This window comes from Corynebacterium sp. HMSC035E02, from assembly GCF_001836065.1.
GTDB classification, from domain to species: Bacteria; Actinomycetota; Actinomycetes; order Mycobacteriales; family Mycobacteriaceae; genus Corynebacterium; species Corynebacterium hiratae.
In genome coordinates, this window is the sequence record NZ_KV827291.1 from 94993 (window position 1) to 115211 (window position 20219).

Genomic DNA, 20219 nt, shown 5'->3' on the forward strand with positions numbered 1-20219 from the left:
GTTCGTCTTTTTCTTCTTGTTCAAAGGAAGTGGTCTCGTGGCTTCCGACCTTCCCGCCGAGGCTCCGGTCAGGCGTTACGCCAACTGGCCTAATGCCCATATCGAGGCCCACGATCCGGTCATGCGGAAATTGCAGGACTTTGCCCGCAACGTCCAGAAACTCACCCTGGACGGGAGCTACCCCAGTGCCAAAGACTTGGCCGAGGCCTGCGGTATCCCCACCTCCACCATCACCCGAATCATCCGCGGCGAGATGATCCCGACGGGACGTGTCATTGCCAATATCGAGGTCACCACAGGCAAGCCCTTGTGGCCGCGCCATCGCAGCAACCGATACGGCAGTCAGTGACCCGAGGGTTGGAAACTGCATGTTTCCGACACTGGTAAGGCGGGTGTGAGTTACATGGGTGTCGTTCATGGCTCACGAGGTGAGCACACCTACACCACGAAATAGGTGGCGGTGCCTTCTTACCTCAGACCATGAGTAAACCCGCAGGTCACAGGGTGGTTCGTCCCTGGTGCGGTCTGTGCGCCATGAGACGAGTTTTGCGTATCCGCAATCCAACTTTGCAGATGTGCAATCGCTAGGGATAGCTCAGGAAGTCTCCGTGAGCCGAGCTACAGCACGTACAGGCCTCCACCTGGGGTGCCATGAGTCGATCCTCCGGCCAAAAGAATCCGGTAGGCATGGCGGCGGTTAGCTCCGGCCTCGACCACGTAGTCCTCAAACTGGTGCAAGGACTTCAGTCCTGCCGCAGCACACAGCACATCAGCGGGAACTCCGGCTGCAATGCGGTCGATAATCCACGTATTGCGCAGCCTGCGGGTATCCGGCACCATATCCGGCGATGTACTAGGTGTTACCCGGCGGAGATACGCCGAGAGCTGGCTGACGTTCTCGTTGTCGCGGCCTGGCCTGAACAGGTAGTCCTCCGGGCCGGTAGCCATAATGACCGGCTGAAGTACCTCGATATGAGACTTGAGCAGTGGCACCTCGCGCGGGCCAGCCCCGCGGTAGCCGTGCGGAAACAGCAGCACCCCGTCGCCGTCAACACGCACGTCTTTGCCGCGCAGCGTGCAGATTTCTCCTGCGCGCAAGCCCGCACCAAGCGTGAGTGCTAGCACCGTAGTGAAGTTGCGGCGGCGGGCAGCTGTGGGTTGCGACTCGGCCCAATCCCACATCCTGTCACAGGCATAAGAGTCGTAGGGTTCAAGGGTTGGCTCGTAGCTAATCGGGTGCTGGTAGTCAGGGTTCCAGTCGTCGTTGATCACCTCCGCCACACGACACAGCAGCGAGCGCTGGGTTCCTGCGGTGGACGGGCTGAGCTTTGCACCACCTCCGGCAAGGAAGTAGTTTCCGATGATGTCGGGGTGGAAGACGGTCTCGACAGTCACCACGCCGTAGCTCACCCAGACCCAGGCGGCGAGCTTGGACACGCAGTTGAGCGTGTTGCGCAGTGCGTCGCGGCTGGTGTTATCCGGGGTGATGTTAAGTGCGCGCACGCACTCGCGGGTGAAGTCGGCAACGTGGCTCCACGGCTCAGAGCGCACGGCGTGTGGTGTGTAGTTGGCGATGATCGCCTCATAGTCGGCGGTGGTGTAGTTACTGGACATGGGCCTTTCCTTCGTCGGCACGATCGCAGTGGAATGGGGCGGTGTAGTGGATGCTACGTAGCTAGGCCACGCAGTGCACTCCGCTACACATAGTCTTGTTTGCCGATCTGCAATCTGGCAAGCAGGTGGCCCCACACCGCCAACTTCGCAGGAATTTCTTATATGGCCTGCATGTTTGCGGTTCCGCAAACATCTACCAGACGAACCACCACATCATGTTGTGGAGATCAAAAAAGGGACATGCCATATTTAGTACCCCCGCGCGAGCCTCGGACACGGCCTTAATCCTACCCACCAAGTCCTTCAAGGCCCCGCTTTGTGGCCCACAGCTATGTCCACCACAACATGTAGATCCGCTGCCCCCGGTTGTGGCTAACCGATACGTGCGCGACCTGCGCGGAGCCTCAACCACACCCCGCACCGACTAGCGTGACCACCGTCGAGCGCGATTGCGTATCCGCAATTTTGTCTTAACTCACGCGGCTTGTTGCCATACCTCGCACATCGGCAACCCACCGCGCGGACAGTTTGCGTATCCGCAAATTTCTACCTGTTACCGTGCCCGACACTTGACATTTCCACTGCTCACACCCTCAAAGGAAAGGGACGAACCATGTCCACACTCGACATGAGCACACCACTGTACTGCCAGTACTTCACCGCCGAGCTTGAGGTAGACGACCTCGCCCAAGTCACCGAAACCCTGAAACAGGGAAAACAGGTGGCCGACACCATCTTGTCCATGTCCACCGCCGCGCTCTACAACCACGTCATTAGCTTCACAGGCCCGCAGGGGCTTATCACCGAGCGCGAAATCAACGTCCTCACCGCGTTTAACTCCATGTCGGTGGCCACTGCCCCGGTGCGCGTCACGTTTGTCACCCTGGCCGACACTTACGGAAACCGTGCGGGACTCACCCGCATCCAAGGCGGTGAGTCCGCCCGCGGCCTAATCCCGCTTACCCGGTCTGTAAACGAGGCCACGGTTGCAGACATGTCTGCCACCACACCAGGACTCACCATCAATCTGCCCAATAATGTCCACGACGACCTGATCATTCGCTGCACGACTTTTGACCCGGACGGGTGCGTTCCCGAAGCAAAGGACGAGTTTCCCGGCGTGGACTACTGCCCTAGCCTGTACCACCTTTTGCGGGACGAACCATCTCCAGGCATCGACATCACCCACGACATTATCCGCGCACTACTTCCCTACCGCGGGATCCACATGGAGGTAGAGCCGAGGATTCTCGATGGCGATGTAGACATCGAGCGGCTGTAGCTGCTGGCTACGCTGTAAGCCATGAAGGAACCCAGCTGTGGTGTGTGCTGCGGCTGGGTTTCTTCTTGGGGAGGGTGAAGAGGGGACGTGATGGGACACCGGCCACGTCTTAAGTCGGGCAGCGTCTCCGCCAGACCCGGCAGAACTTGCGCACCGCTGACTGTAAGCATATACTTACACCTGACATCGTTCGATTACGATACGGAGGGATGATGGACGCAGCACGGCTCGCTCAGATGCTCAGTGCTCTTGGAAGTGAGCCTCGGTTGCGAATTATCGCCTCCCTAGAGACGGATTCGACCCATGTCAGTGAGCTGGCCCGCCGACTCGGGATGTCTCGGCCACTGCTCTACCAGCACCTCAACCGCTTGGAAGCTGCTGGACTCATCGAGAGTGGCCTGGAACAGCTCGGAGAGAGCCGAGTGAGGAAGCACTACTGGGTCGCTCCGTTTCAGCTTGAAGTAACTCCAGACCACATTAGGCACCTGATTAATCAAGAACAGAAAAGGGAATCTTCGTGACACTTACCGCTACCGTATTTCTTGTCATCCTCGCCGCCGCATTACCACTCGCGATCTTCGTTGCTCTTACCGTCTGGGTGGTACGCACCGTCACCAGCGCACGACGCGAAACGGCGACGGCGATCGATGGTTCCAACCAACTCATCGTGGAGCATCTACGCAACATCACCGAGCGGTTGGATCGGATTGAGGCCCAACTCAGCGAGATCCCCGAGTAATCAGGCTCTTCCTTAAACAAGGGGCGCGGTGGTTTTGGCTCCGCGCTATGGGCTGTCACAGCGTATGCGCTAAGCACGTCGCGTAGACCTCCAGCAACATAAACTTGCTTGTGACTTTGGCGGCGGGGTGTGTCTCCGGTCGTGGCGTTATCCTGTCCCTCTCGCGGATAGGGGCTAGGACTGGGGACGAACCACGTGGTGTGCCCCCACCTCCGACACCGCCCCGGCCCACCTGCCGACGGAACCGGGAACGGAAACCGACGGAAACCATAGCTGTGGTTCGGGTCGTTGCAGGTGGGTGGGTAGTTTCGCAAAAGACTCTTAGGCTGGCCAGAAAACTCTGACCAGCCTTTTCTTCTGGAACGAGTCGACGGGTTAAGACTTAAGCCTTGAGTTACTACGCCCACGGTAAATAGAGTTCAAATAATTCAGTTTTTTAGCGCTTATTTACCGTGAACGACATGTATCGCCAAGCAAGGCCACTCCATGTTTCTCACCCTCATGGGGTAGATAGTGTTTCAAACTCTGGCCAAAGCTCGGGTTAGGGCACTATTACAATCCATGGAATTGTTATTGATCTACCTCGCAGTGGTGTTTGGCTGCGGCCTCGTTGCGTGGGCGGTGCGATTGCCGCCTCTCATCGGGTTTCTCGTCGCTGGCTTCGCGCTCAATGCCGGGGGTATCGAGCACGTTGAAGCGTTAGATCTTTTCGCCGACATCGGTGTCACGCTGATGCTTTTTGCAATCGGGTTGCGCCTCGATCTGAGGGCCTTGACCGACAAGGCTGTCTGGCTTACCGCCACCGCCCACGTGCTCGTGATGACCCTCCTCGGCATGGGTTTTATCACGGCTCTCGGCGCACTCGGCGCATTCGGTCCGACCAGTTTTTCGATAGCGGTCAACGTCGCCCTCGTGCTGAGTTTTTCCAGCACCATCGTGGTCGTCAAAATCTTGCAAGACCGCGGCGATGAACAAGCCCTCTACGGCAATATCTGCATCGGCGTCCTCATCATGCAGGACATCATCGCTGTCGTCTTCATGAGCATCCTGCGGGGAGAGCCGCCAAGCTTAGCGGCCGTGTTGCTTGTCCTCATCGTCCCGCTGCTAGCGCTGACTACTCGCCGCTGGTACAAGCTCGGGCACGGTGAGCTGGGCGCGCTCTTTGGCATCGTCATGGCGCTGCTGCCTGGTTATGCTCTCTTCGAGTGGGTCGGCCTCTCCGGAAGCCTCGGCGCGCTCATCATGGGCGTGGTGCTCTCCCGCTCCCCTGGCGCAGAACAGCTCAGCCATTCACTGTTTACCCTCAAAGAACTGCTGCTGGTTGGCTTTTTCGTCAACATCGGTTTCCTGGGCCTACCAACGTGGCACAACATCGTCGACGCCGGGTTGCTCCTGCTGCTTTTGCCCATCCAGGGCCTCGCTTACTGGGCAATCCTGTGGATGTTGGGACTGCGCAACCGCACTTCTGTCCTTGCTTCCCTGTTGCTGGCGAATTACTCTGAGTTCGCCCTTATCATTGCCGCTGTGGGAGTACAGGACGGCTGGCTCAACCAGCGCTGGCTGCTGTCACTCGTGCTCGCTGTTTCGTTGAGCTTTGTCATCTCGGCAATCCTCAACCCACAAAACGTCTCGCGAGCTACACACCTAGCCAAGCGACTGCCGGCCCGCCCACCGCACAAGATTCACCCGGAGGATCGCCCCATCGAGCTTGGCGACGCCCATGCGCTCGTCCTCGGCGTAGGACGGCTCGGCCTTTCCTGTTACAAGGAGCTCGTCGACGTCTACGGCGCCAATGTTTTGGGAGTGGAACACGATCCAGCACGAGTTCGCCATCTCCAAGAGAGTGGCTACAACGTCGTGGAGGGCGATGCAACAGATATCGACTTCTGGGAGCGCGTCAAGGACAGCCACCAGATCGATATGATTATGCTCGCCATGCCGGCCCAGCACGCGAACGTAGACGCCGTCAAGGAAATCTACGCTTCCCGCATCAATACCGAAGAATGCACCATCAGCTCGGTGGCCATGTACCGTGAAGACGTCGAGGACCTGCAGGAGCTCGGGCTCAGTGTCGTTGTGCACTTGCAGGACGGTGCCGGCGAATCCCTAGCGGAGCGAACTTTTACGGAGAATCAGCTACGGCACTTGCGCAACGAGGGCGAGCTTTAGAAAACGTCCTCCGCGGCATCCAGCCCGCTCCCTGCTGAGACCGGCTCCTGTGTCCGGACTCAGCGTCCAATGGGAGCTTAGCTGTTAGCACGCCACGGGATCCCCTCCTTGGGCAGGTAGCCCAAAAGGTAGAGGTAATCCATCGCGCCCAGAATAGAAACGACGAGACCGCCACCGAGGATAGCTGCGAGGAATGTGTAGCCAGCCATGGAGGAGGAATCGACGTCCTTTCCGTCTTGACCGTCTTTGCCATCCTTCCCGTCAGCGCCGTCGCGGCCATTTAGACCGTTAAGACCGTCGCGCCCGTCCTGGCCATCGACGCCATCGCGGCCGGGTGCGCCCGGTGCACCGTTGGCACCGTCGCGGCCATCCTTGCCGTCGATACCATCCTTACCGTCTTTTCCATCGCGGCCTGGTTCACCGTCCTTACCGTCTTTGCCGTCCTGAGCCGCAGCACCGTCGGTGGTAGAAGTCGAGGGTTCGGTAGTCGTAGGCGTCTCAGACTCCGATTCCTCGGGCTCGGTGGTCTCAGAAGGGCTCGGCGTTACTAAGCTAGACGGCTCAGAAGACTCGGGGGATTCTGAAGGCTCAGTGGTATTAGACGTCGAAGGAGAAGCGGGCTTGTCGTTGCTTACCTTCTTGCCATTGAGCATATCCGCACACTTCTGACCAGCTGGTGCATTGATTTCTGCGAGCGCGGAGGCAGAAGCCGAAATATCTGAGAGAGTAGACTCAATTTCCTTTCGCTGGGTCTTGCTCAACTTCAAATCCTTGGCTGCGCTGGCGCCTGGGAAGAGACCTGCGATGGTGACAGCGGCATTGAAGATCTTCAGAACGGTGGCCACACCGGTGCCAAAAGCACCGTCAGCAAACTTGATGAGGCCAGAAACGGTCTTCTTGGCGGCATCTGGATTCTTTAAGTCCACCTCTGCATCAGCGTTATCAATCTTGGCGATGGCCATGCCTTGCGCGCGTGCGAGATCCCAGGTGACGTCCTTGTCTGCCTCACCATCACGAACAAGTTTGGCAATTCCCTCCCACGAGCTTGCGCCAATCTTCTTGATGAAGTCAGAAGGCACAAGTTCACCGACGACTGGGATTACTTCCCACACCGTCTGGAGCAGCTTGTTTCCACCGTCGTAGAAAGCCCGTGCAAGGTCCAGCTTGCGCTCGAGAATCTCGCCTTCTTTACCTGGGGCATCGGTGATCTCACACACCAATTTGCCGTTCTTCTCTACGACCTTGATAGTCGCGTCAGCCGTCGATGCCTCGGCGGTTTCCAGCTCATCGCGTGTCTTTGGCTTGCCGGTTTCCGCGCCGTAGAAGCCAAAGTCGTTGTCTCGGGATTCACGCTCCAACTCCTCGATGGTGTTGTCGCCAGCGTTGTTTGAATCGATCAGGTTGCCGTCTGCGTCGAAGGCGGTGCCATTGACGTCGACAGTGTCAGCGCCGGACTGTTCGTGGACAAAAGACGTATCGCTCGGCTCCTCAACGGCGAAGGTCTGCGGGGCGACAATAACGGAAGAAAAGGTTGCTACGGCCACTGCGGTGGCAACGATGCGAGAGTGTAGGGAACGCATGCGAAGTCTTTCTTGCAAGTTGATGAGCACACACTTAACACAGTGAGCTAAGTGCTTAAGGTTCGGACGTGGTCACCATACAACCGTCGAAATATATTTTCTACATTTGAGTAACTATTCGTTACCCCCGTTTGGAAACCCCCAGTTCAGCATCAGTGCAGTTCACAGCGTCAACATCGTTGACAATACGATTATCTTACCCCCATCACCAACGGGTAACTTGCGGATAGACGCCGAGTTTAGCCGCCGACACCCCGGCCCTCCCCAGGTGCCAATAGAAAGAACTTCCCGCTTTCACATTAAGAAAGCGGGTAGAGAAACGGCGACAATGACGCGCCAAGAGGCAATCCTCAGTTACGTTGCTGCATTAGTCAGTCGTTCCACTAAGACTGCGCATGATGCCACCAAATTCAATGTCCATATAGTGGGTGAGAATCTCGAAAATATAGTCAGAATCAAACCCACGCAAGGGACCCTTGGTACTCAGCATGGCTAGACCATGAGCGCCCGCCCACACGGAAATTACCAAGGTGAAAAGAACCCACGGAGTGCGCGGCCCGTCAACTTCATCGATTGCCTCACGCATGAGAGACATAATGAAGCCAAAAGCCCGTCCAAATTCGCTAAAGTCACGTTGGAGCTCAACCGCTTTGTTCGCGTTCGGCAAAAAGTCGTCCTCGAAGGACATGGGAACAATCGGCCCGGACGCGATCTTGATGAGAGCTTCAAAGCCCTTCGGATCAGCCAACGCATGGGAGACGTAGCCGTACCCGGTGGCCTTAATCTTGGACATTACTTTAGCGTCTTCCGGAAGCGCAGCTACCTGCCGGAAAATGAACTCATAGTTGACCTTGTCCAAATACCGCTCAAGGAAGCTGGCCAGCTCTTGATCGCTTTCAATCAGATGCTCAGCTTCCTGCACACTAAGGCCCGCCCGCTTCGCAGCACCACCGATATGAAGGCCGGTAACGCCGTGGTCAAGCGCCTCCTCAATAGCACCACGCAGCAACGCCGTACGCTGTTCATCCTCGGTTCCCCGTGGGTAATCCTTGGCCTTTGCTACCAACGCTTCCGGCTGCTCTCCCACCAAGCCATAAGGAATAGTGCGCTCGACGCGCTCTCCCCTAAAGAATGGGTAGAGGCCGACACTCAGGGTGTCCATAACAGCGCCAAATGTCTGCTTTTTCGCTGCCGGCGACAGGTAACGCAGGATTCCTTCAGCTGCCAGTTGCGTCACGCCGTGTAGGTGGGAAAAAATCGACAGCGCCGACAACAAAGTCCCATCAACATCGGGATCCACTCCGCCAGATTCCTTGATAGCCTCCTCGGTCAACTCAAAAAGAATCTGCATGATAGGACATTTTTCGACATCCCCATCAGGATTAACAAAGTCCTCTGCGGTAACGCCTACCCGAGGAGTAGCGTGAACCGCAGAAAATGCCGCAAAGGCAGAAGGATCCTCCACTGCGAAGGAGAAATACGCCAGCGCCGTGGCGCGAAGCTTATCCACGGCCGTCGCATTCTCAGGCAAACGCTGGAGATGCAGATCAACGAGTGAGGTAAGCGCCTCGTTCAGGGTGCGCTTGGTTTCCTTTACAAGCTCAGCTTCAGAGGCAAAGAGCTCTTGGGCTTCCGCTAGCGGAACATCCACTTGATCGGCCACCTCCCGGAGGCGCACCTCATCAATGCCCGCTTTGGCAATAACCCGGCCGGCCTGCTCAATAAGGAGCTGGCGCGAGGGTTGGTTACCTTGTTCCACACCTACTGAAGTAATCACAGAATTCAGCTTACCTAGGAAACAATCACTTTTAGGCCCATAAACAAAGGATAGGAATATGCACAGGTTTTCTTAAGCTTTCGCCCGCACTGTAAGACAATCCACCCCGTCACCCCAAATTCAAAGTATACGTTGCTGTAAAACTTATACAGTCCCGCCCGCTATGCGGACGGGACCCCTGAGCGTTCAGGCTACGTGTCGCACAATGCCGGAACCTTGATGTGGCTCGGAACCAAGCGCGACAATCGCTTTACTTCTGCTCATCCCCCTGAGGAGCCTCAGCGCCCTGGTTGCCAATGCGCTCATCGAGCTGGTCGCGAGCGGAGTCAATCTTATCCGCCTTATCCTCGCCCAGCTTGCCCTTAGCAAGATCTGCACCCTTATCCAGTGCGCTATCCGAAATCTGCTCGCCCTTATCGGAGTTCAGAGCATCCTTTGCCTTGTCAAAAATACCCATTACTTTGTTCCTTCCTTAAGTAAATGCTGTCCTAACAGTGGTGACCCTCACGGCCCGAGTGTGCCGGATACTGCGCAATGCCAGCGACAGTGGGAGGCGTTAGCCGACTCCCCGAGCGACAAGCACGCGCACCATGGTCGGCACATTCAAGCTGAGCGCCATCACGTCACCCCACCGTACCGACTCGCCGTGCTCTTCGCCACAAACGTTATAAATCGTTATACATCTAGAGCACGAGTTAAAGGAAGACTTTCACACACTGAGAGTTCTCAGAATCGCTCTTAAAGTCTACCCCCTCCGGTTACCCCTTTTCGTTCAACAACTTGGTGCGTGCCGCCACTCTCTCATTTGTGAACCCTTGTACTCTGGGACACAATTCACATGTGCTCATTCTTGCCGCGTCGCGCGGCACGTACTGCACAACGTCATTGACCGCTCACTTACCTTTAAAGATCGAAGTCGAAACCTCGGCGCACCACAATGCCTTCCTTTCATTCTCATTCCGCACACCAATCCGCTGCCCGGCACTCTGAAGAGCTGTCTTCCTCTGAGCTACACATTCCTTCAGTCCCACAAGGCAAATCGGTCTTTGGCCTTGTGTGGCCGGGTAAGGAACAGGCTGCGGCGCAGGCCACGAAGAAGGCCACTCGAACAAGAACACTGATGAGCGGTCCTCATTCGGCCCCCAACAGCGTGACGGTGGCAGATAATCTCGACGCCTTAAAGGATTTCATTGCACAGGGGATGAGAGCGGACATCATCTACATTGATCCGCCCTATAACACCGGCAAGGATTTTGTCTACCGCGATAATTTCCGTCAACGCCGAGAGATGCGCTCAGAGCACTTTGGACAGTGGCATGCCGAGTGGCTTTCTATGATGTTGCCACGCTTGATCCTGGCTCGTGAGGTGCTCGCCGATACCGGCTTCATCATCGTGTCCATCGGTGAGTCAGAAAGCGCTCACCTGCGCCTACTACTCAACGAGGTTTTCGGTGAGGACTGCTTCGCCGGGCAATTCATTTGGAAGAAGGGCGGGACCGGGAAGAATGATTCCAAATATGCGGTTCTCGAGCACGAGTACATCCTTTGCTATGCCAAGTCACCTTCAAATGCCGGATTCAACCTGGACTTGGAAGCGCACACTTCAACCCGCTATAACCACAGCGATGAGAAAGGGAATTATTCACTCGTGCGGTTGGATTCTAAGACCTTGGGATACTTACCAAGCCTCGACTTTCCCATCGTTGGCCCCAATGGCCACGAATATTGGCCGCACCAGCCGGAGGGCAAGTCGGGCGTCGCGCGGTGGCGTTGGGGTAAAGACAAGGTCGCTGAGCATTATGAGGAGCTGGTCTTTCGACGCGGCTTTGTCTACACCAAGAACTACGAAAAGAAGGGTGCGCGTCCCCGTTCCATTCTCGATGGAGAGCGTTTTGGGGTAACCCGAACAGGCCGTCGTGACGCCGAAGAAGCACTTGGTGTCACGGGAGTCTTCGACTTCCCCAAACCTGTGCGCCTCATCAAGCATCTACTGTCCATCACCGGCGGCACGGACGCGGTAGTCCTTGATTTCTTTGCAGGCTCAGGAACCACTGCCCAAGCCGTCGTTGAGCTCAACCGCGAGGATAACGGTCAACGCTCATTCCACTTGGTCCAAATACCCCACCCCACCGAGCCGTCTAGTGCCGCGCGCCACGCGGGTTTTGAAACGGTCGCGGATATCTGTCTAGCGCGGGTTCGCTCCCTCGATACTCCTTGTGCGCATTTCACCTTGAGGTGATAGCCCGGCTCTAGGCCACATTATGCTCTTCTGTGCCTTCGGGCCTGCCAGGGATTCCGAAGAAATCTAGCACCGCATCGGTGGCGAAGCCTTCGCCCACCTCAATTTTCGTGGAGTTGTTACCACCCGGCCACACGTGAGATCCCCCCTCAATGCGGATGTGCTGAAGCGGAGCCTGGCACCCAGTCCACGTCTCTCTGGTCGCACCGTTTGTGAGGCGCACCGACTCGACGTCGCCGCGGCACTTGTTGCGTTTCTGATGCTGCCCGAGCACCTCTGCAACGGAAGAATAAGCCGTGCCATGACGCACACCGCCTTCATAGTTGACCACGGGATCCTTAGTTCCGTGAATGTCCAAACGGCCTACCGGTCGATCAGAACAGTCCGTATGGATTCCTTCGTAGTATGCAGCTGACACGGTAGCTACTGAGCGAAAAGTCCCTGGCATCCGGCACGCCAAGAAGGCCGCAAACCCTCCGCCATTAGACAATCCAGCCGCGAAAATGGCGTTGTCGTCCACCTCATAAGTGGCCCGCAGGCTATCCACGATTGTGCGCACAAAGTCGAGGTCTTCTTCCGCGCTCGTCACTGCGTAAGGTGCTGGGGCCCACGCCGCCTTCTCCCCAGCAGGGTAAGCCACGATGGCATCAGCAGCATCAAACTGGCTGTACTTCTCCATATTCTCAGGCGAATCCGTATACCCGTGGAAAGAAAGCAGCACCGGCCACGCGCGCTCCGGGGTGTAGTTCTCAGGTACGTGAAGTAGGAAACTGCGCCCAGAGGCTAGCTTCATCTTCTTTGTGTGCCCCGGCTCAGGGCCGACGAGCATGGGCGCTACCGGGATACCGAGATCATTTGTCCATGCTGCTTCAGGTGTCGGGGATGTCGGGGCTTCCTGGGATGTTCCACACGACGCCAACGCTAGCGCGCAGACAGCGCTGGCCGCTAGACCGACGAGCGTGTGCACTGGGCGCGGCCATGCTGTAGACGTTTTACCCATTGTTCCCCCTCACCACTCTCACTTCTGCGCGCCAATAAATCCTCGTCCACCTTAAAACATCGCACCGACATCTACGAACCCGCAGCGCCACGGTAGATTTGAGAGCATCATGTGCTCCTCGCCTTCCGAACCATCTGTTTCCTCCAGCGCCTCTCCCGCTCACCCTCTGCCCGAGCACTACCCCAGCTACCGTCGGGCTTCGGGGAAGGAGGCGCCCAGCTTCGGCACTGCCCAACAACGCAGGCATTCCGCGCAAGCTTTTAGCGAAGGCGCGGAGACCTACCATGACGTGCGCCCGGGTTACCCACGCGAAGTGTCGCAGCTCATAGCTTTTGCGCACACAGTTCTCGATGTTGGTGCAGGAACCGGCAAACTTACTGAATCCCTGACCAATTCCGTCGTCTATGCCAGCGATCCATCCCCCGACATGACGCGTGTCCTGCGCCGGCTCGGGGTGCCGTGCTGGCGCGCCACCGCCGAGAACACAGCGCTCGCCAGCTCCTCCCTTGATGCCCTCACCTGCGCGCAAACCTGGCATTGGGTCGACGTCGACAAGGCATGTGCAGAATTCGACCGAATTCTTCGGCCGGGTGGCAAGGTCCTTTTGGTATGGAACACCCTTGACGTCAATGCAGACCCGTGGATCCTGCGCCTTTCCCGCATCATGCACTCCGGTGATGTCCACCGTCCCGGCTTTTACCCATCCTTTACCGCGCCGTGGACACTTCGTGAGGAGCTGCGCCTTACGTGGGAACACGAACTCACCCCTGAGGACCTGCATGAGCTAATGCATACTCGCTCGTATTGGCTTCGCAATGGAGAAAGAATCCACGAGCGCATGACCTACAACCTCAACTGGTATCTCTATGAGCACATGGGTTTTAAGCCCGGCCAGGCCCTGCGTATTCCGTACCGAACTGATGCTTTCGTGCTGGCGCGCTCAAGTGAGTAGCCACCTCCGTCAACCATGACAACTGTCATCCCGGATTCGTGACACCCTGTCTACGCTGTGAAAACCTTCGCACCATAGCGTGAAGGTATGAGCACGACACGTACCACCCCACCGGCAATCGAGGTCAACGGTGTAAGCAAAACCTTCAACGCCTCCTCCCGCAATCCTGTGCGCGCGCTTCACGACGTCTCTCTGAGCATTGAGCAAGGTGAAATCGTCGGCCTCTTAGGCACTAATGGCGCCGGCAAGACCACGCTGCTTGACCTCATCCTGGGACTGACCACCCCAACCTCAGGGTCTATTAGTGTACTTGGCGCCTCTCCATCTCATGCCTCTAAAAGTGGGCGTATCGGTGCCGTCATGCAAACTGGCGGCTTATTACCGGAGATAACCGTGAAGGAAACCCTTGAGCTTCTCGGTGCCGCGTTTCCCGTCCACCGCCCCTATAAGGAGATCATCGAGCGCGCCAACTTGGGCTCTATCCTCTCGCGTCGGGTAGGCAAGTGCTCTGGCGGCGAGCAACAACGTCTGCGCTTCGGGCTGGCCTTGTTGGGAGATCCGGAAGTGCTGCTTCTCGACGAACCAACCGCAGGCATGGACGCCGGCGCCCGCCGTCATTTTTGGGAGGCCATGCACGAGGAGGCAAGCGCTGGGCGAACGATTCTTCTCACCACTCACTATCTCGAAGAGGCCGATACGTTTGCCCAACGCATCATCATGCTCAACAGGGGCGAGATTCAAGCTGATGGATCTACCGAGGAGATCCGCAATGCAAACGCCACCCGTACCATCCGTGCCAGCTTCCCCAACGGCATCCCAGACAACCTCGAGACCGAGTCTTTCCCAGGAGTGCTGTATCAAGAGCACACAGACACCGGCCTGTCCATCACGACCCGAGACTCTGATGCACTTGCTCGCTACTTACTCACCGAAACCACGGCCCGGGACATCACAATTTCTGGCCATAGCCTCGAAGACTCCTTTATGGAGCTCTCTAACGCTTCCCCCGACACGACTACCCCATAAGGAGACCCCACGATGAGCATCAACAATGCCGTAACTCCCACGCTCGGGACAACCCTCAACTACGCGGCCCACGACCTTAAACGTCTGCGCCGAGACCTGCCCACGCTCTTTTTCAGCATCGGCCTGCCAATCATTTTCTATATCCTCTTTGGCGCGATGCAAGAGTACGGCGACATCGAATTCAACGGTGGGAATGTCGCCGCACTGGTCATGATCGGCATGGCGCTCTATGCAGGAGCCACTGGCGCTGTGGGTGCAGCCGGATCTATGGTCGCAGAGAATCGCGCGGGTTGGGGCCGCCAACTAGCGTTGACTCCCCTTCGGTCTTCCCAGCTAGCCGTTGCCAACTTTCTCAACATCTCGGTTCGTGCCATCCTGCCCATTGCCGCTGTCTTCATTACCGGTGGGCTGACCAAGGCGTCCATGCAGCCGGACCAGTGGACGCTAGCTTTTCTCATAACTGTTGTCTGCGCCATTCCCTTCGGCTTCTACGGCATGGCCTGCGCTATGCTCATTCCCTCGGAAAACACCGTCTCCGTAGCGACCTCGACCATCGTCATACTTGCGTTTGCCGGGAACGTATTCATGCCGCTGAAGGAATCGCTGTTGGAGGTAGGTCGCTTCACCCCAATGTATGGCGCGCAAGCGCTTGCCCGTTGGCCCCTTTCTGAAGGCTCCCAGATGATCAATGGCGAACGCCTCTTCATTGAGGACCCGCTCTGGTACGCATACGTTAATATCGCTGTATGGACGGTGGTGTTCGTCGGGCTATGCCTGCTTTTGCACAAGCGCGACAAGGAGCGAGCATGATGCGGAACTTCAGACCACATGACGCTGCTTTCGCCGCTGTCTGGCTCATCTTTCTCCTACCGGTGCTGCTGCAGATCCTCCTCCAGCCCAGCTATTCCACCGTCCAGCGAACCTGGGCGGTTATTATCACCGCGGTGTTTTGTGCTGCTTACCTTGTCTCTTTCGGTACGGTGCACGACTATCCACGTGGGTGGTCCCATAACCATCGAGTAGCTATCCGGTGGATTATTCTCGCGCTGATCGCGCTTGCCGCCGTCCCTTCTCACGGCGCCTGGATTGTGGTCTTCGTGCCCTACCTCGGAGCCTTGATCGCTTTCACACTGCCGCTCAAAACTGCTGCCACCATCATTGCGCTCACCGGAATCGTAGCTAGCATTCCCGCCTGGGTGTACGACCGCCCACGCTTTGTTGACCTCGCAATAATCCTCTTCGGCTGGCCCCTCCTTATCTTGGCCCTCGGTACTCTGTCCCAGCGCGAAGACACCGAGACAGCTTTACGCCACGACCTAGATCTGTCTCAGCAACGAGAGGACATTGCCTCCGATATCCACGATCTTCTTGGCCATACCCTGACGGCTATCAATCTCAAGGCCGAAGTGGCCCGCCGGCTCATCGACCGCGACCCTACCAAGGCCGCTGCCGAGCTCGAGGAGATTAGTTCGCTGTCTCGGTTATCCCTTGCCGAGGTCCGCTCCACTGTTACTCGCATGAAGAACCCCACCTTTGCTGGCGAAATTCAAGCCGCGCGGCGCATTCTGGAAACCGCCGGAATCCAAGCTCACCTTCCTGAGACTCTCACCCAGCCACGGGCTCATGAAGATCTGTTCTCGTGGGCACTGCGCGAGCTCACCACCAACGTTGTACGTCATTCGGGTGCCACGCAGTGCTGGGTGATTCTCACTGAGGATTCCCTCCAGGTCACGGACAACGGCAACGGCTTCACGGAGGATGCCACGCAGGCGCTTGCCGACGGCCTCACGGGTCTCGCCGGCCTTCGCCACCGTGCAGAAGCTGTCGGTGGCGAGGTCATTACTCAGCGTGCCGAAGGTGTGACCACGGTCCTCCTCGCCTTGGGCAGCCACCGGCAGATTCAACAGGTGCGATAGTTATGAGCGAACACATCCGCGTACTCATCGCCGAAGACCAATCCCTGGTCCGGGGCGCTCTCACCGCTTTACTGAGTACCGAACCTGACATCGACGTCGTTGCCGAGTGTTCCACCGGAGCCGAGGTCGCCGCACTCGTTGCTGAGCATCAGGTAGACGTCGCTCTACTCGACATTGAGATGCCTGGAATGAACGGTATCGATGCCGCAAAGTCGATCGCCGGCACTCACTGCCGCAGCCTCATCGTCACCACGTTTGGCCGTCCCGGTTACGTCAAACGCGCCCTCAACGCGGGCGTCGATGGCTTCCTCGTCAAAGACACTCCCCCGGAGGAACTCGCCGATGCCATCCGCCGCGTCCACTCGGGTCTGCGTGTCATCGATCCGCAGCTTGCTCAGGACATACTCTTTACTCCCGACAACCCGCTGAGCGAACGGGAAGTCGAGGTGTGCCGCCTACTGGTTCGCGGCTTCGGCTCCGCCGATATCGCAGCACACCTCCATCTCAGTGGAGGTACGGTGCGCAACCACGTTTCGGCCATCATGACGAAGACACAGGCAAGTAACCGCTTTGAGGCCGCGCGGCGCGCCGAGGCAAACGGCTGGATCTAGACGCTTGCGTGCTCTCAGCCCACACTAGCTATCGGCGTTGACGGCGCTCGCGCACGCGCACCGCGATGCGCACGGGCGAGCCATGGAAACCGAAGCGCTCACGGAATTTGCGCTCCAGGTAACGGCGGTAGCCCGCATCCAAAAAGCCGGTGGTAAACAGCACGATGGTCGGCGGCTGTGTCGAGGCCTGGGTAGCGAACAGCACGCGCGGGAGGCGATTGTTGTTCATCGGCGGCGGGTTCGCAGCAATCGCCTCACGCATCCAGTTGTTGAGCTGACCAGTAGACACGCGCTGGTCCCAGCTCTCGAGAGCCTCAATCATGGCAGGCTCTAGCTTCTGCAGGGCGCGGCCAGTCTCCGCCGAGATATTCACGCGGGTCACCCACGGCAGGTGACGCAGGTTCTCATCGATTTCGCGCTCCAAGTAGTAGCGGCGATCCTCGTCCACAAGGTCCCACTTATTGAAGGCGATGACCAGGGCCTTACCGGCTTCCAGAATCATGTTGAGGACGCGCTGGTCTTGCTCGGAGACTTCCTGGGAAGCGTCGATAAGCATGATGCATACCTCGGCAGCATCAATCACGCCGCGCGTGCGCAGCGAAGCGTAGTACTCATGGCCCTGCGCGTTCTTGACCTTCTTGCGTAGGCCCGCGGTATCAATGAATTTCCATAGGCGCTGATCTAGCTGCACCAAGGAGTCGACTGGGTCGACCGTCGTGCCGGCGGCATTGTCCACGACGGAGCGTTCCTCCGCCGTCAGCTTATTCAGAAGCGAGGACTTGCCCACGTTCGGCTTGCCCACCAGCGCCACGCGGCGAGGCCCGGAGGTAATCGAAGAATGGCGCGGTTCTTCCGGGAACAAACGCAGGATCTCATCCAAGACGTCGGCGCCGCCCCGGCCATGCTGGGCGGAGACGGGCCACGGATCGCCCAAGCCCAGCGCGTAGAACTCGGCCATGTCTGCGTACATGGTTTCCGAATCGAACTTGTTGGAGACGAGGATGACGGGCACCTCAGAGCGCTGCAGCTTTCGGGCCATGACCGCATCGGTTTCGGTGATGCCCACCTTGGTGTCCACCACGAACACGATAACGTCGGCAGTCTCCATGGCCTGTTCTGCCTGGCGCGCGATAGCGGCGTGGATGCCCTTGACGTTCGGATCCCAGCCACCGGTGTCCTGAACGAAGAAGCGCTGGCCGTTCCAATCCGCCACGTAGGAGACGCGATCACGCGTTACGCCCGGGTGGTCCTCCACCACCGCTTCACGGCGACCGAGGAACCGGTTCACCAGGGAGGATTTGCCCACGTTCGGGCGGCCGACCACGGCCACCGTGCAGAGGTTTTCCTCCGTGTGCTCCTCGCCCACGCCAAAGGCGTGAGATAGCGCCTCCCACTCTTCTTCGCTGAGCGGGCTCTCACCTTCGGCGATATCTTCTTCCTCGCCGAAATCGGCTTCGCCGAACTCGGAGTCGTCGAATTCCGACTCATCGAATTCATAGTCGAAGTCCTCAGAATCGAAATCCTTCTGCGCCCACCCGCCATGCGGATCACGCACGACCTCTTCCTCGAGTTTGCCTACCGGGTAATGAAATTCCGTTTCGAATTCTTCCGGCTGCTGTTCGGGGTTCACGTTTGGGTTCTGCGGTCCATTAGTCATGTGAGGCCTCCTTTGCGGCCGATTCTTCGACGACGGCGATGAGGGCATCGAGGACCTCGTCTGGGGTCATCTCAGAGGTATCCACGAGTACGGCGTCCTCGGCTGGGCGCAGCGGCGAGGTGGCGCGGGAGGAGTCCGCAGCGTCGCGCCGCTCGACGTCGGCAAGCACGGTGTCAAAATCCGAGTCGATGCCCGCCGCACGGTTCTGATCGTGGCGGCGCTGCGCGCGGACCTCGGCGCTGGCCGTCATGAAGGCCTTAGCGGGAGCATCAGCGAGCACCACGGTGCCGATATCGCGGCCCTCCACAATGGCACGGTGTGCCTTCGCGGCAAGGTTCCGCTGCAGCTCCACGAGGTTCTGGCGTACCTCCGGGATGGCGGAGACTGCCGACACGTTGCGGGTTACCTCGTCCTCGCGGATCACCCGGGAGACATCCTCGCCGGCAAAGATGACCTGAGTGGAATCCGGATCATCGGAGACCTCCAGAGGCAGGTTTGCGGTTGCGGCGATGACAGCGTCGGTATCCGCTGGGTCCACGCCCGCGCGCAGCACGGCAAGGGTAGCCACGCGGTACATGGCGCCGGTATCGACATACTTCGCGTCGAGGCGCTTGGCCAACGCGCGGCAGGTCGTGGACTTTCCGGTGCCCGACGGGCCATCCACGGCCAGAACGAGTCCCTGGTTTGGCATGTTTGAAATCATTACATCCCCACCGCCTTGTACAGGCTGGTTAATTCGTTGGAGTTCAATGCGCGCAAGGAGCCGGGCTTCATATCGCCCAGCTGCACGGTGTGGAGCTTGGTGCGCACAAGACGCTGGACCGGAAAGCCGGCCTCCTTCAGCATGCGGCGCACGATGTGCTTGCGGCCTTCGTGCAGCTCAAGACGCACCAGCGAATAGCCCTGGTTCTTGTCCACGATCTGCACATAATCCGCCTTCGCCGGGCCGTCTTCTAGTTCAACGCCCTCGCGCAGCTGGCGAACCAGCCTCTTATCGGCCTCACCCAAAACGGTGGCCAGGTAGGTCTTGGTGACCTCGTACTTAGGATGCATGAGGCGATTGGCCAGCTCACCGTCGTTGGTGAGCAAAAGAAGGCCCTCGGTATCCGCATCGAGGCGCCCGACGTGAAACAGGCGCTGGCCTGCCACGACCCGATCCGCTACGACATCGCCCACGCACGGACGACCCATGTCATCCGACATAGTGGACTGCATGCCGCGGGGCTTGTTGAGTACGAAGTACTGAGTTTCTTCGTTGACGTTGATGCGTGTGCCATCGACGCGGATCACGTCCGTGTTGGGGTTAACTCGGGTGCCTTGGGTGATGATGACCTGACCGTTGACCTCAACGCGGCCCTCATCGATGAGAATCTCTGCATGGCGGCGGGAGGCAACGCCGGCCTTGGCCAGCACCTTCTGGAGGCGTTCGCCTTGGTTCTGGGAATTCTTCTTAGCTTTACCGTCTACCAGCCAGTCCGCGCCCAAGTCGCGGGCGACGGAATCGGCGGTGGCCTTCTTCTTTACATGCTGATGGCGGGCCGGCTTAGCGTTCGAGACAATCATGTCGCTGTCTCGCTTTTTCTTGTCCGGTGTGCCATCGCGGCGAGCGGGTGGAGTCACGGATGTGTCCTCTCAATAGTTCTTCAATTTGCGGCGC

General features: G+C 58.2%; 19 protein-coding genes. 11 read left to right on the top strand and 8 right to left on the bottom strand.

Annotated features, from left to right (window positions below; translation table 11 throughout):
• The first annotated feature begins 37 nt into the window (after positions 1-37).
• The gene (locus HMPREF2635_RS12800; protein ID WP_080971166.1) at positions 38-349 is read left to right on the top strand and encodes a helix-turn-helix domain-containing protein; all 312 of its coding nucleotides are present in this window, start codon (positions 38-40) and stop codon (positions 347-349) included.
• Between the two features lie 269 nt (positions 350-618).
• On the opposite strand, the gene HMPREF2635_RS00775 is transcribed toward HMPREF2635_RS12800, so the two are convergent.
• The gene (locus HMPREF2635_RS00775) at positions 619-1614 is read right to left on the bottom strand and encodes a tyrosine-type recombinase/integrase (protein WP_070456053.1); all 996 of its coding nucleotides are present in this window, start codon (positions 1612-1614) and stop codon (positions 619-621) included.
• A gap of 613 nt (positions 1615-2227) precedes the next feature.
• On the opposite strand from HMPREF2635_RS00775, the gene HMPREF2635_RS00780 reads away from it, so the two are divergent.
• The 4 genes from HMPREF2635_RS00780 (at position 2228) to HMPREF2635_RS00795 (ending at position 5804) form a co-directional block, all read left to right on the top strand.
• Positions 2228-2896 (top strand): hypothetical protein, encoded by a 669-nt coding sequence (locus HMPREF2635_RS00780; protein ID WP_070821093.1) that lies wholly within the window; start codon positions 2228-2230, stop codon positions 2894-2896.
• Positions 2897-3132: 236 nt separating this feature from the next.
• Positions 3133-3417, top strand: coding sequence for an ArsR/SmtB family transcription factor (locus HMPREF2635_RS00785; RefSeq protein WP_230310978.1), 285 nt, complete (start codon positions 3133-3135; stop codon positions 3415-3417).
• Positions 3414-3635, top strand: a complete 222-nt coding sequence (locus tag HMPREF2635_RS00790; RefSeq protein WP_005323143.1) for a hypothetical protein — start codon at positions 3414-3416, stop codon at positions 3633-3635. The genes HMPREF2635_RS00785 and HMPREF2635_RS00790 overlap by 4 nt, the downstream gene beginning before the upstream one ends.
• A gap of 561 nt (positions 3636-4196) precedes the next feature.
• The gene (locus tag HMPREF2635_RS00795; RefSeq protein ID WP_070516225.1) at positions 4197-5804 is read left to right on the top strand and encodes a cation:proton antiporter family protein; all 1608 of its coding nucleotides are present in this window, start codon (positions 4197-4199) and stop codon (positions 5802-5804) included.
• Positions 5805-5881: 77 nt separating this feature from the next.
• Here the strand turns inward: HMPREF2635_RS00795 and HMPREF2635_RS00800 are convergent, their stop codons facing one another.
• From HMPREF2635_RS00800 to HMPREF2635_RS00810, 3 genes are all read right to left on the bottom strand, one after another.
• Positions 5882-7384, bottom strand: a complete 1503-nt coding sequence (locus HMPREF2635_RS00800; protein ID WP_070821094.1) for a collagen-like protein — start codon at positions 7382-7384, stop codon at positions 5882-5884.
• A 367-nt stretch (positions 7385-7751) separates the two neighbouring features.
• Complete coding sequence (locus HMPREF2635_RS00805) at positions 7752-9161, bottom strand: TetR/AcrR family transcriptional regulator (RefSeq protein ID WP_049154974.1); 1410 nt, start codon at positions 9159-9161, stop codon at positions 7752-7754.
• A gap of 250 nt (positions 9162-9411) precedes the next feature.
• The gene (locus tag HMPREF2635_RS00810) at positions 9412-9618 is read right to left on the bottom strand and encodes an antitoxin (RefSeq protein WP_070510775.1); all 207 of its coding nucleotides are present in this window, start codon (positions 9616-9618) and stop codon (positions 9412-9414) included.
• A gap of 663 nt (positions 9619-10281) precedes the next feature.
• Here HMPREF2635_RS00810 and HMPREF2635_RS00815 point away from each other — a divergent pair.
• Positions 10282-11400, top strand: coding sequence for a site-specific DNA-methyltransferase (locus HMPREF2635_RS00815; RefSeq protein WP_232751623.1), 1119 nt, complete (start codon positions 10282-10284; stop codon positions 11398-11400).
• A 10-nt stretch (positions 11401-11410) separates the two neighbouring features.
• Here HMPREF2635_RS00815 and HMPREF2635_RS00820 read toward each other — a convergent pair whose 3' ends face one another.
• Positions 11411-12400, bottom strand: a complete 990-nt coding sequence (locus HMPREF2635_RS00820) for a CE1 family esterase (RefSeq protein WP_082254485.1) — start codon at positions 12398-12400, stop codon at positions 11411-11413.
• 109 nt (positions 12401-12509) lie between these two features.
• On the opposite strand from HMPREF2635_RS00820, the gene HMPREF2635_RS00825 reads away from it, so the two are divergent.
• The 5 genes from HMPREF2635_RS00825 to HMPREF2635_RS00845 all read left to right on the top strand — a co-directional run bounded on the left by HMPREF2635_RS00825 (position 12510) and on the right by HMPREF2635_RS00845 (position 16905).
• Positions 12510-13352 carry a class I SAM-dependent methyltransferase gene (locus HMPREF2635_RS00825; RefSeq protein ID WP_070821095.1) on the top strand — a complete coding sequence of 281 codons (843 nt, stop codon included), beginning with the start codon at positions 12510-12512 and terminating at the stop codon, positions 13350-13352.
• An 87-nt stretch (positions 13353-13439) separates the two neighbouring features.
• The gene (locus HMPREF2635_RS00830) at positions 13440-14378 is read left to right on the top strand and encodes an ABC transporter ATP-binding protein (RefSeq protein WP_210401579.1); all 939 of its coding nucleotides are present in this window, start codon (positions 13440-13442) and stop codon (positions 14376-14378) included.
• A gap of 12 nt (positions 14379-14390) precedes the next feature.
• A complete protein-coding gene (locus HMPREF2635_RS00835; RefSeq protein ID WP_070546321.1) occupies positions 14391-15188 on the top strand; it encodes an ABC transporter permease in 798 nt (265 codons plus the stop codon).
• Positions 15185-16294, top strand: coding sequence for a sensor histidine kinase (locus tag HMPREF2635_RS00840; RefSeq protein ID WP_246824815.1), 1110 nt, complete (start codon positions 15185-15187; stop codon positions 16292-16294). Before HMPREF2635_RS00835 ends, HMPREF2635_RS00840 begins: the two co-directional genes overlap by 4 nt.
• Before the next feature lie 2 nt (positions 16295-16296).
• Positions 16297-16905 carry a response regulator transcription factor gene (locus HMPREF2635_RS00845; protein WP_070821096.1) on the top strand — a complete coding sequence of 203 codons (609 nt, stop codon included), beginning with the start codon at positions 16297-16299 and terminating at the stop codon, positions 16903-16905.
• Between the two features lie 28 nt (positions 16906-16933).
• Here HMPREF2635_RS00845 and der read toward each other — a convergent pair whose 3' ends face one another.
• From der to HMPREF2635_RS00860, 3 genes are read right to left on the bottom strand one after another with little or no spacing between them, the layout of a single operon-like run.
• A complete protein-coding gene (gene der, locus HMPREF2635_RS00850) occupies positions 16934-18562 on the bottom strand; it encodes a ribosome biogenesis GTPase Der (RefSeq protein WP_070821097.1) in 1629 nt (542 codons plus the stop codon).
• Positions 18555-19265, bottom strand: a complete 711-nt coding sequence (gene cmk / locus HMPREF2635_RS00855) for a (d)CMP kinase (protein WP_049154964.1) — start codon at positions 19263-19265, stop codon at positions 18555-18557. The genes der and cmk overlap by 8 nt, the downstream gene beginning before the upstream one ends.
• Positions 19265-20182, bottom strand: a complete 918-nt coding sequence (locus tag HMPREF2635_RS00860) for a pseudouridine synthase (RefSeq protein WP_046649236.1) — start codon at positions 20180-20182, stop codon at positions 19265-19267. The genes cmk and HMPREF2635_RS00860 overlap by 1 nt, the downstream gene beginning before the upstream one ends.
• Positions 20183-20219 lie beyond the last annotated feature (37 nt).

What these genes read in the sequence shown, in the direction of transcription:
- HMPREF2635_RS00775 (WP_070456053.1), bottom strand. Translation starts at nt 1,614, where the DNA reads ATGTCCAGTAACTACACCACCGCCGACTATGAGGCGATCATCGCCAAC.
- HMPREF2635_RS00780 (WP_070821093.1), top strand. Translation starts at nt 2,228, where the DNA reads ATGTCCACACTCGACATGAGCACACCACTGTACTGCCAGTACTTCACC.
- HMPREF2635_RS00785 (WP_230310978.1), top strand. Translation starts at nt 3,133, where the DNA reads ATGCTCAGTGCTCTTGGAAGTGAGCCTCGGTTGCGAATTATCGCCTCC.
- HMPREF2635_RS00795 (WP_070516225.1), top strand. Translation starts at nt 4,197, where the DNA reads ATGGAATTGTTATTGATCTACCTCGCAGTGGTGTTTGGCTGCGGCCTC.
- HMPREF2635_RS00800 (WP_070821094.1), bottom strand. Translation starts at nt 7,384, where the DNA reads ATGCGTTCCCTACACTCTCGCATCGTTGCCACCGCAGTGGCCGTAGCA.
- HMPREF2635_RS00810 (WP_070510775.1), bottom strand. Translation starts at nt 9,618, where the DNA reads ATGGGTATTTTTGACAAGGCAAAGGATGCTCTGAACTCCGATAAGGGC.
- HMPREF2635_RS00815 (WP_232751623.1), top strand. Translation starts at nt 10,282, where the DNA reads ATGAGCGGTCCTCATTCGGCCCCCAACAGCGTGACGGTGGCAGATAAT.
- HMPREF2635_RS00820 (WP_082254485.1), bottom strand. Translation starts at nt 12,400, where the DNA reads ATGGGTAAAACGTCTACAGCATGGCCGCGCCCAGTGCACACGCTCGTC.
- HMPREF2635_RS00825 (WP_070821095.1), top strand. Translation starts at nt 12,510, where the DNA reads ATGTGCTCCTCGCCTTCCGAACCATCTGTTTCCTCCAGCGCCTCTCCC.
- HMPREF2635_RS00830 (WP_210401579.1), top strand. Translation starts at nt 13,440, where the DNA reads ATGAGCACGACACGTACCACCCCACCGGCAATCGAGGTCAACGGTGTA.
- HMPREF2635_RS00835 (WP_070546321.1), top strand. Translation starts at nt 14,391, where the DNA reads ATGAGCATCAACAATGCCGTAACTCCCACGCTCGGGACAACCCTCAAC.
- HMPREF2635_RS00840 (WP_246824815.1), top strand. Translation starts at nt 15,185, where the DNA reads ATGATGCGGAACTTCAGACCACATGACGCTGCTTTCGCCGCTGTCTGG.
- HMPREF2635_RS00845 (WP_070821096.1), top strand. Translation starts at nt 16,297, where the DNA reads ATGAGCGAACACATCCGCGTACTCATCGCCGAAGACCAATCCCTGGTC.
- der (WP_070821097.1), bottom strand. Translation starts at nt 18,562, where the DNA reads ATGACTAATGGACCGCAGAACCCAAACGTGAACCCCGAACAGCAGCCG.
- cmk (WP_049154964.1), bottom strand. Translation starts at nt 19,265, where the DNA reads ATGATTTCAAACATGCCAAACCAGGGACTCGTTCTGGCCGTGGATGGC.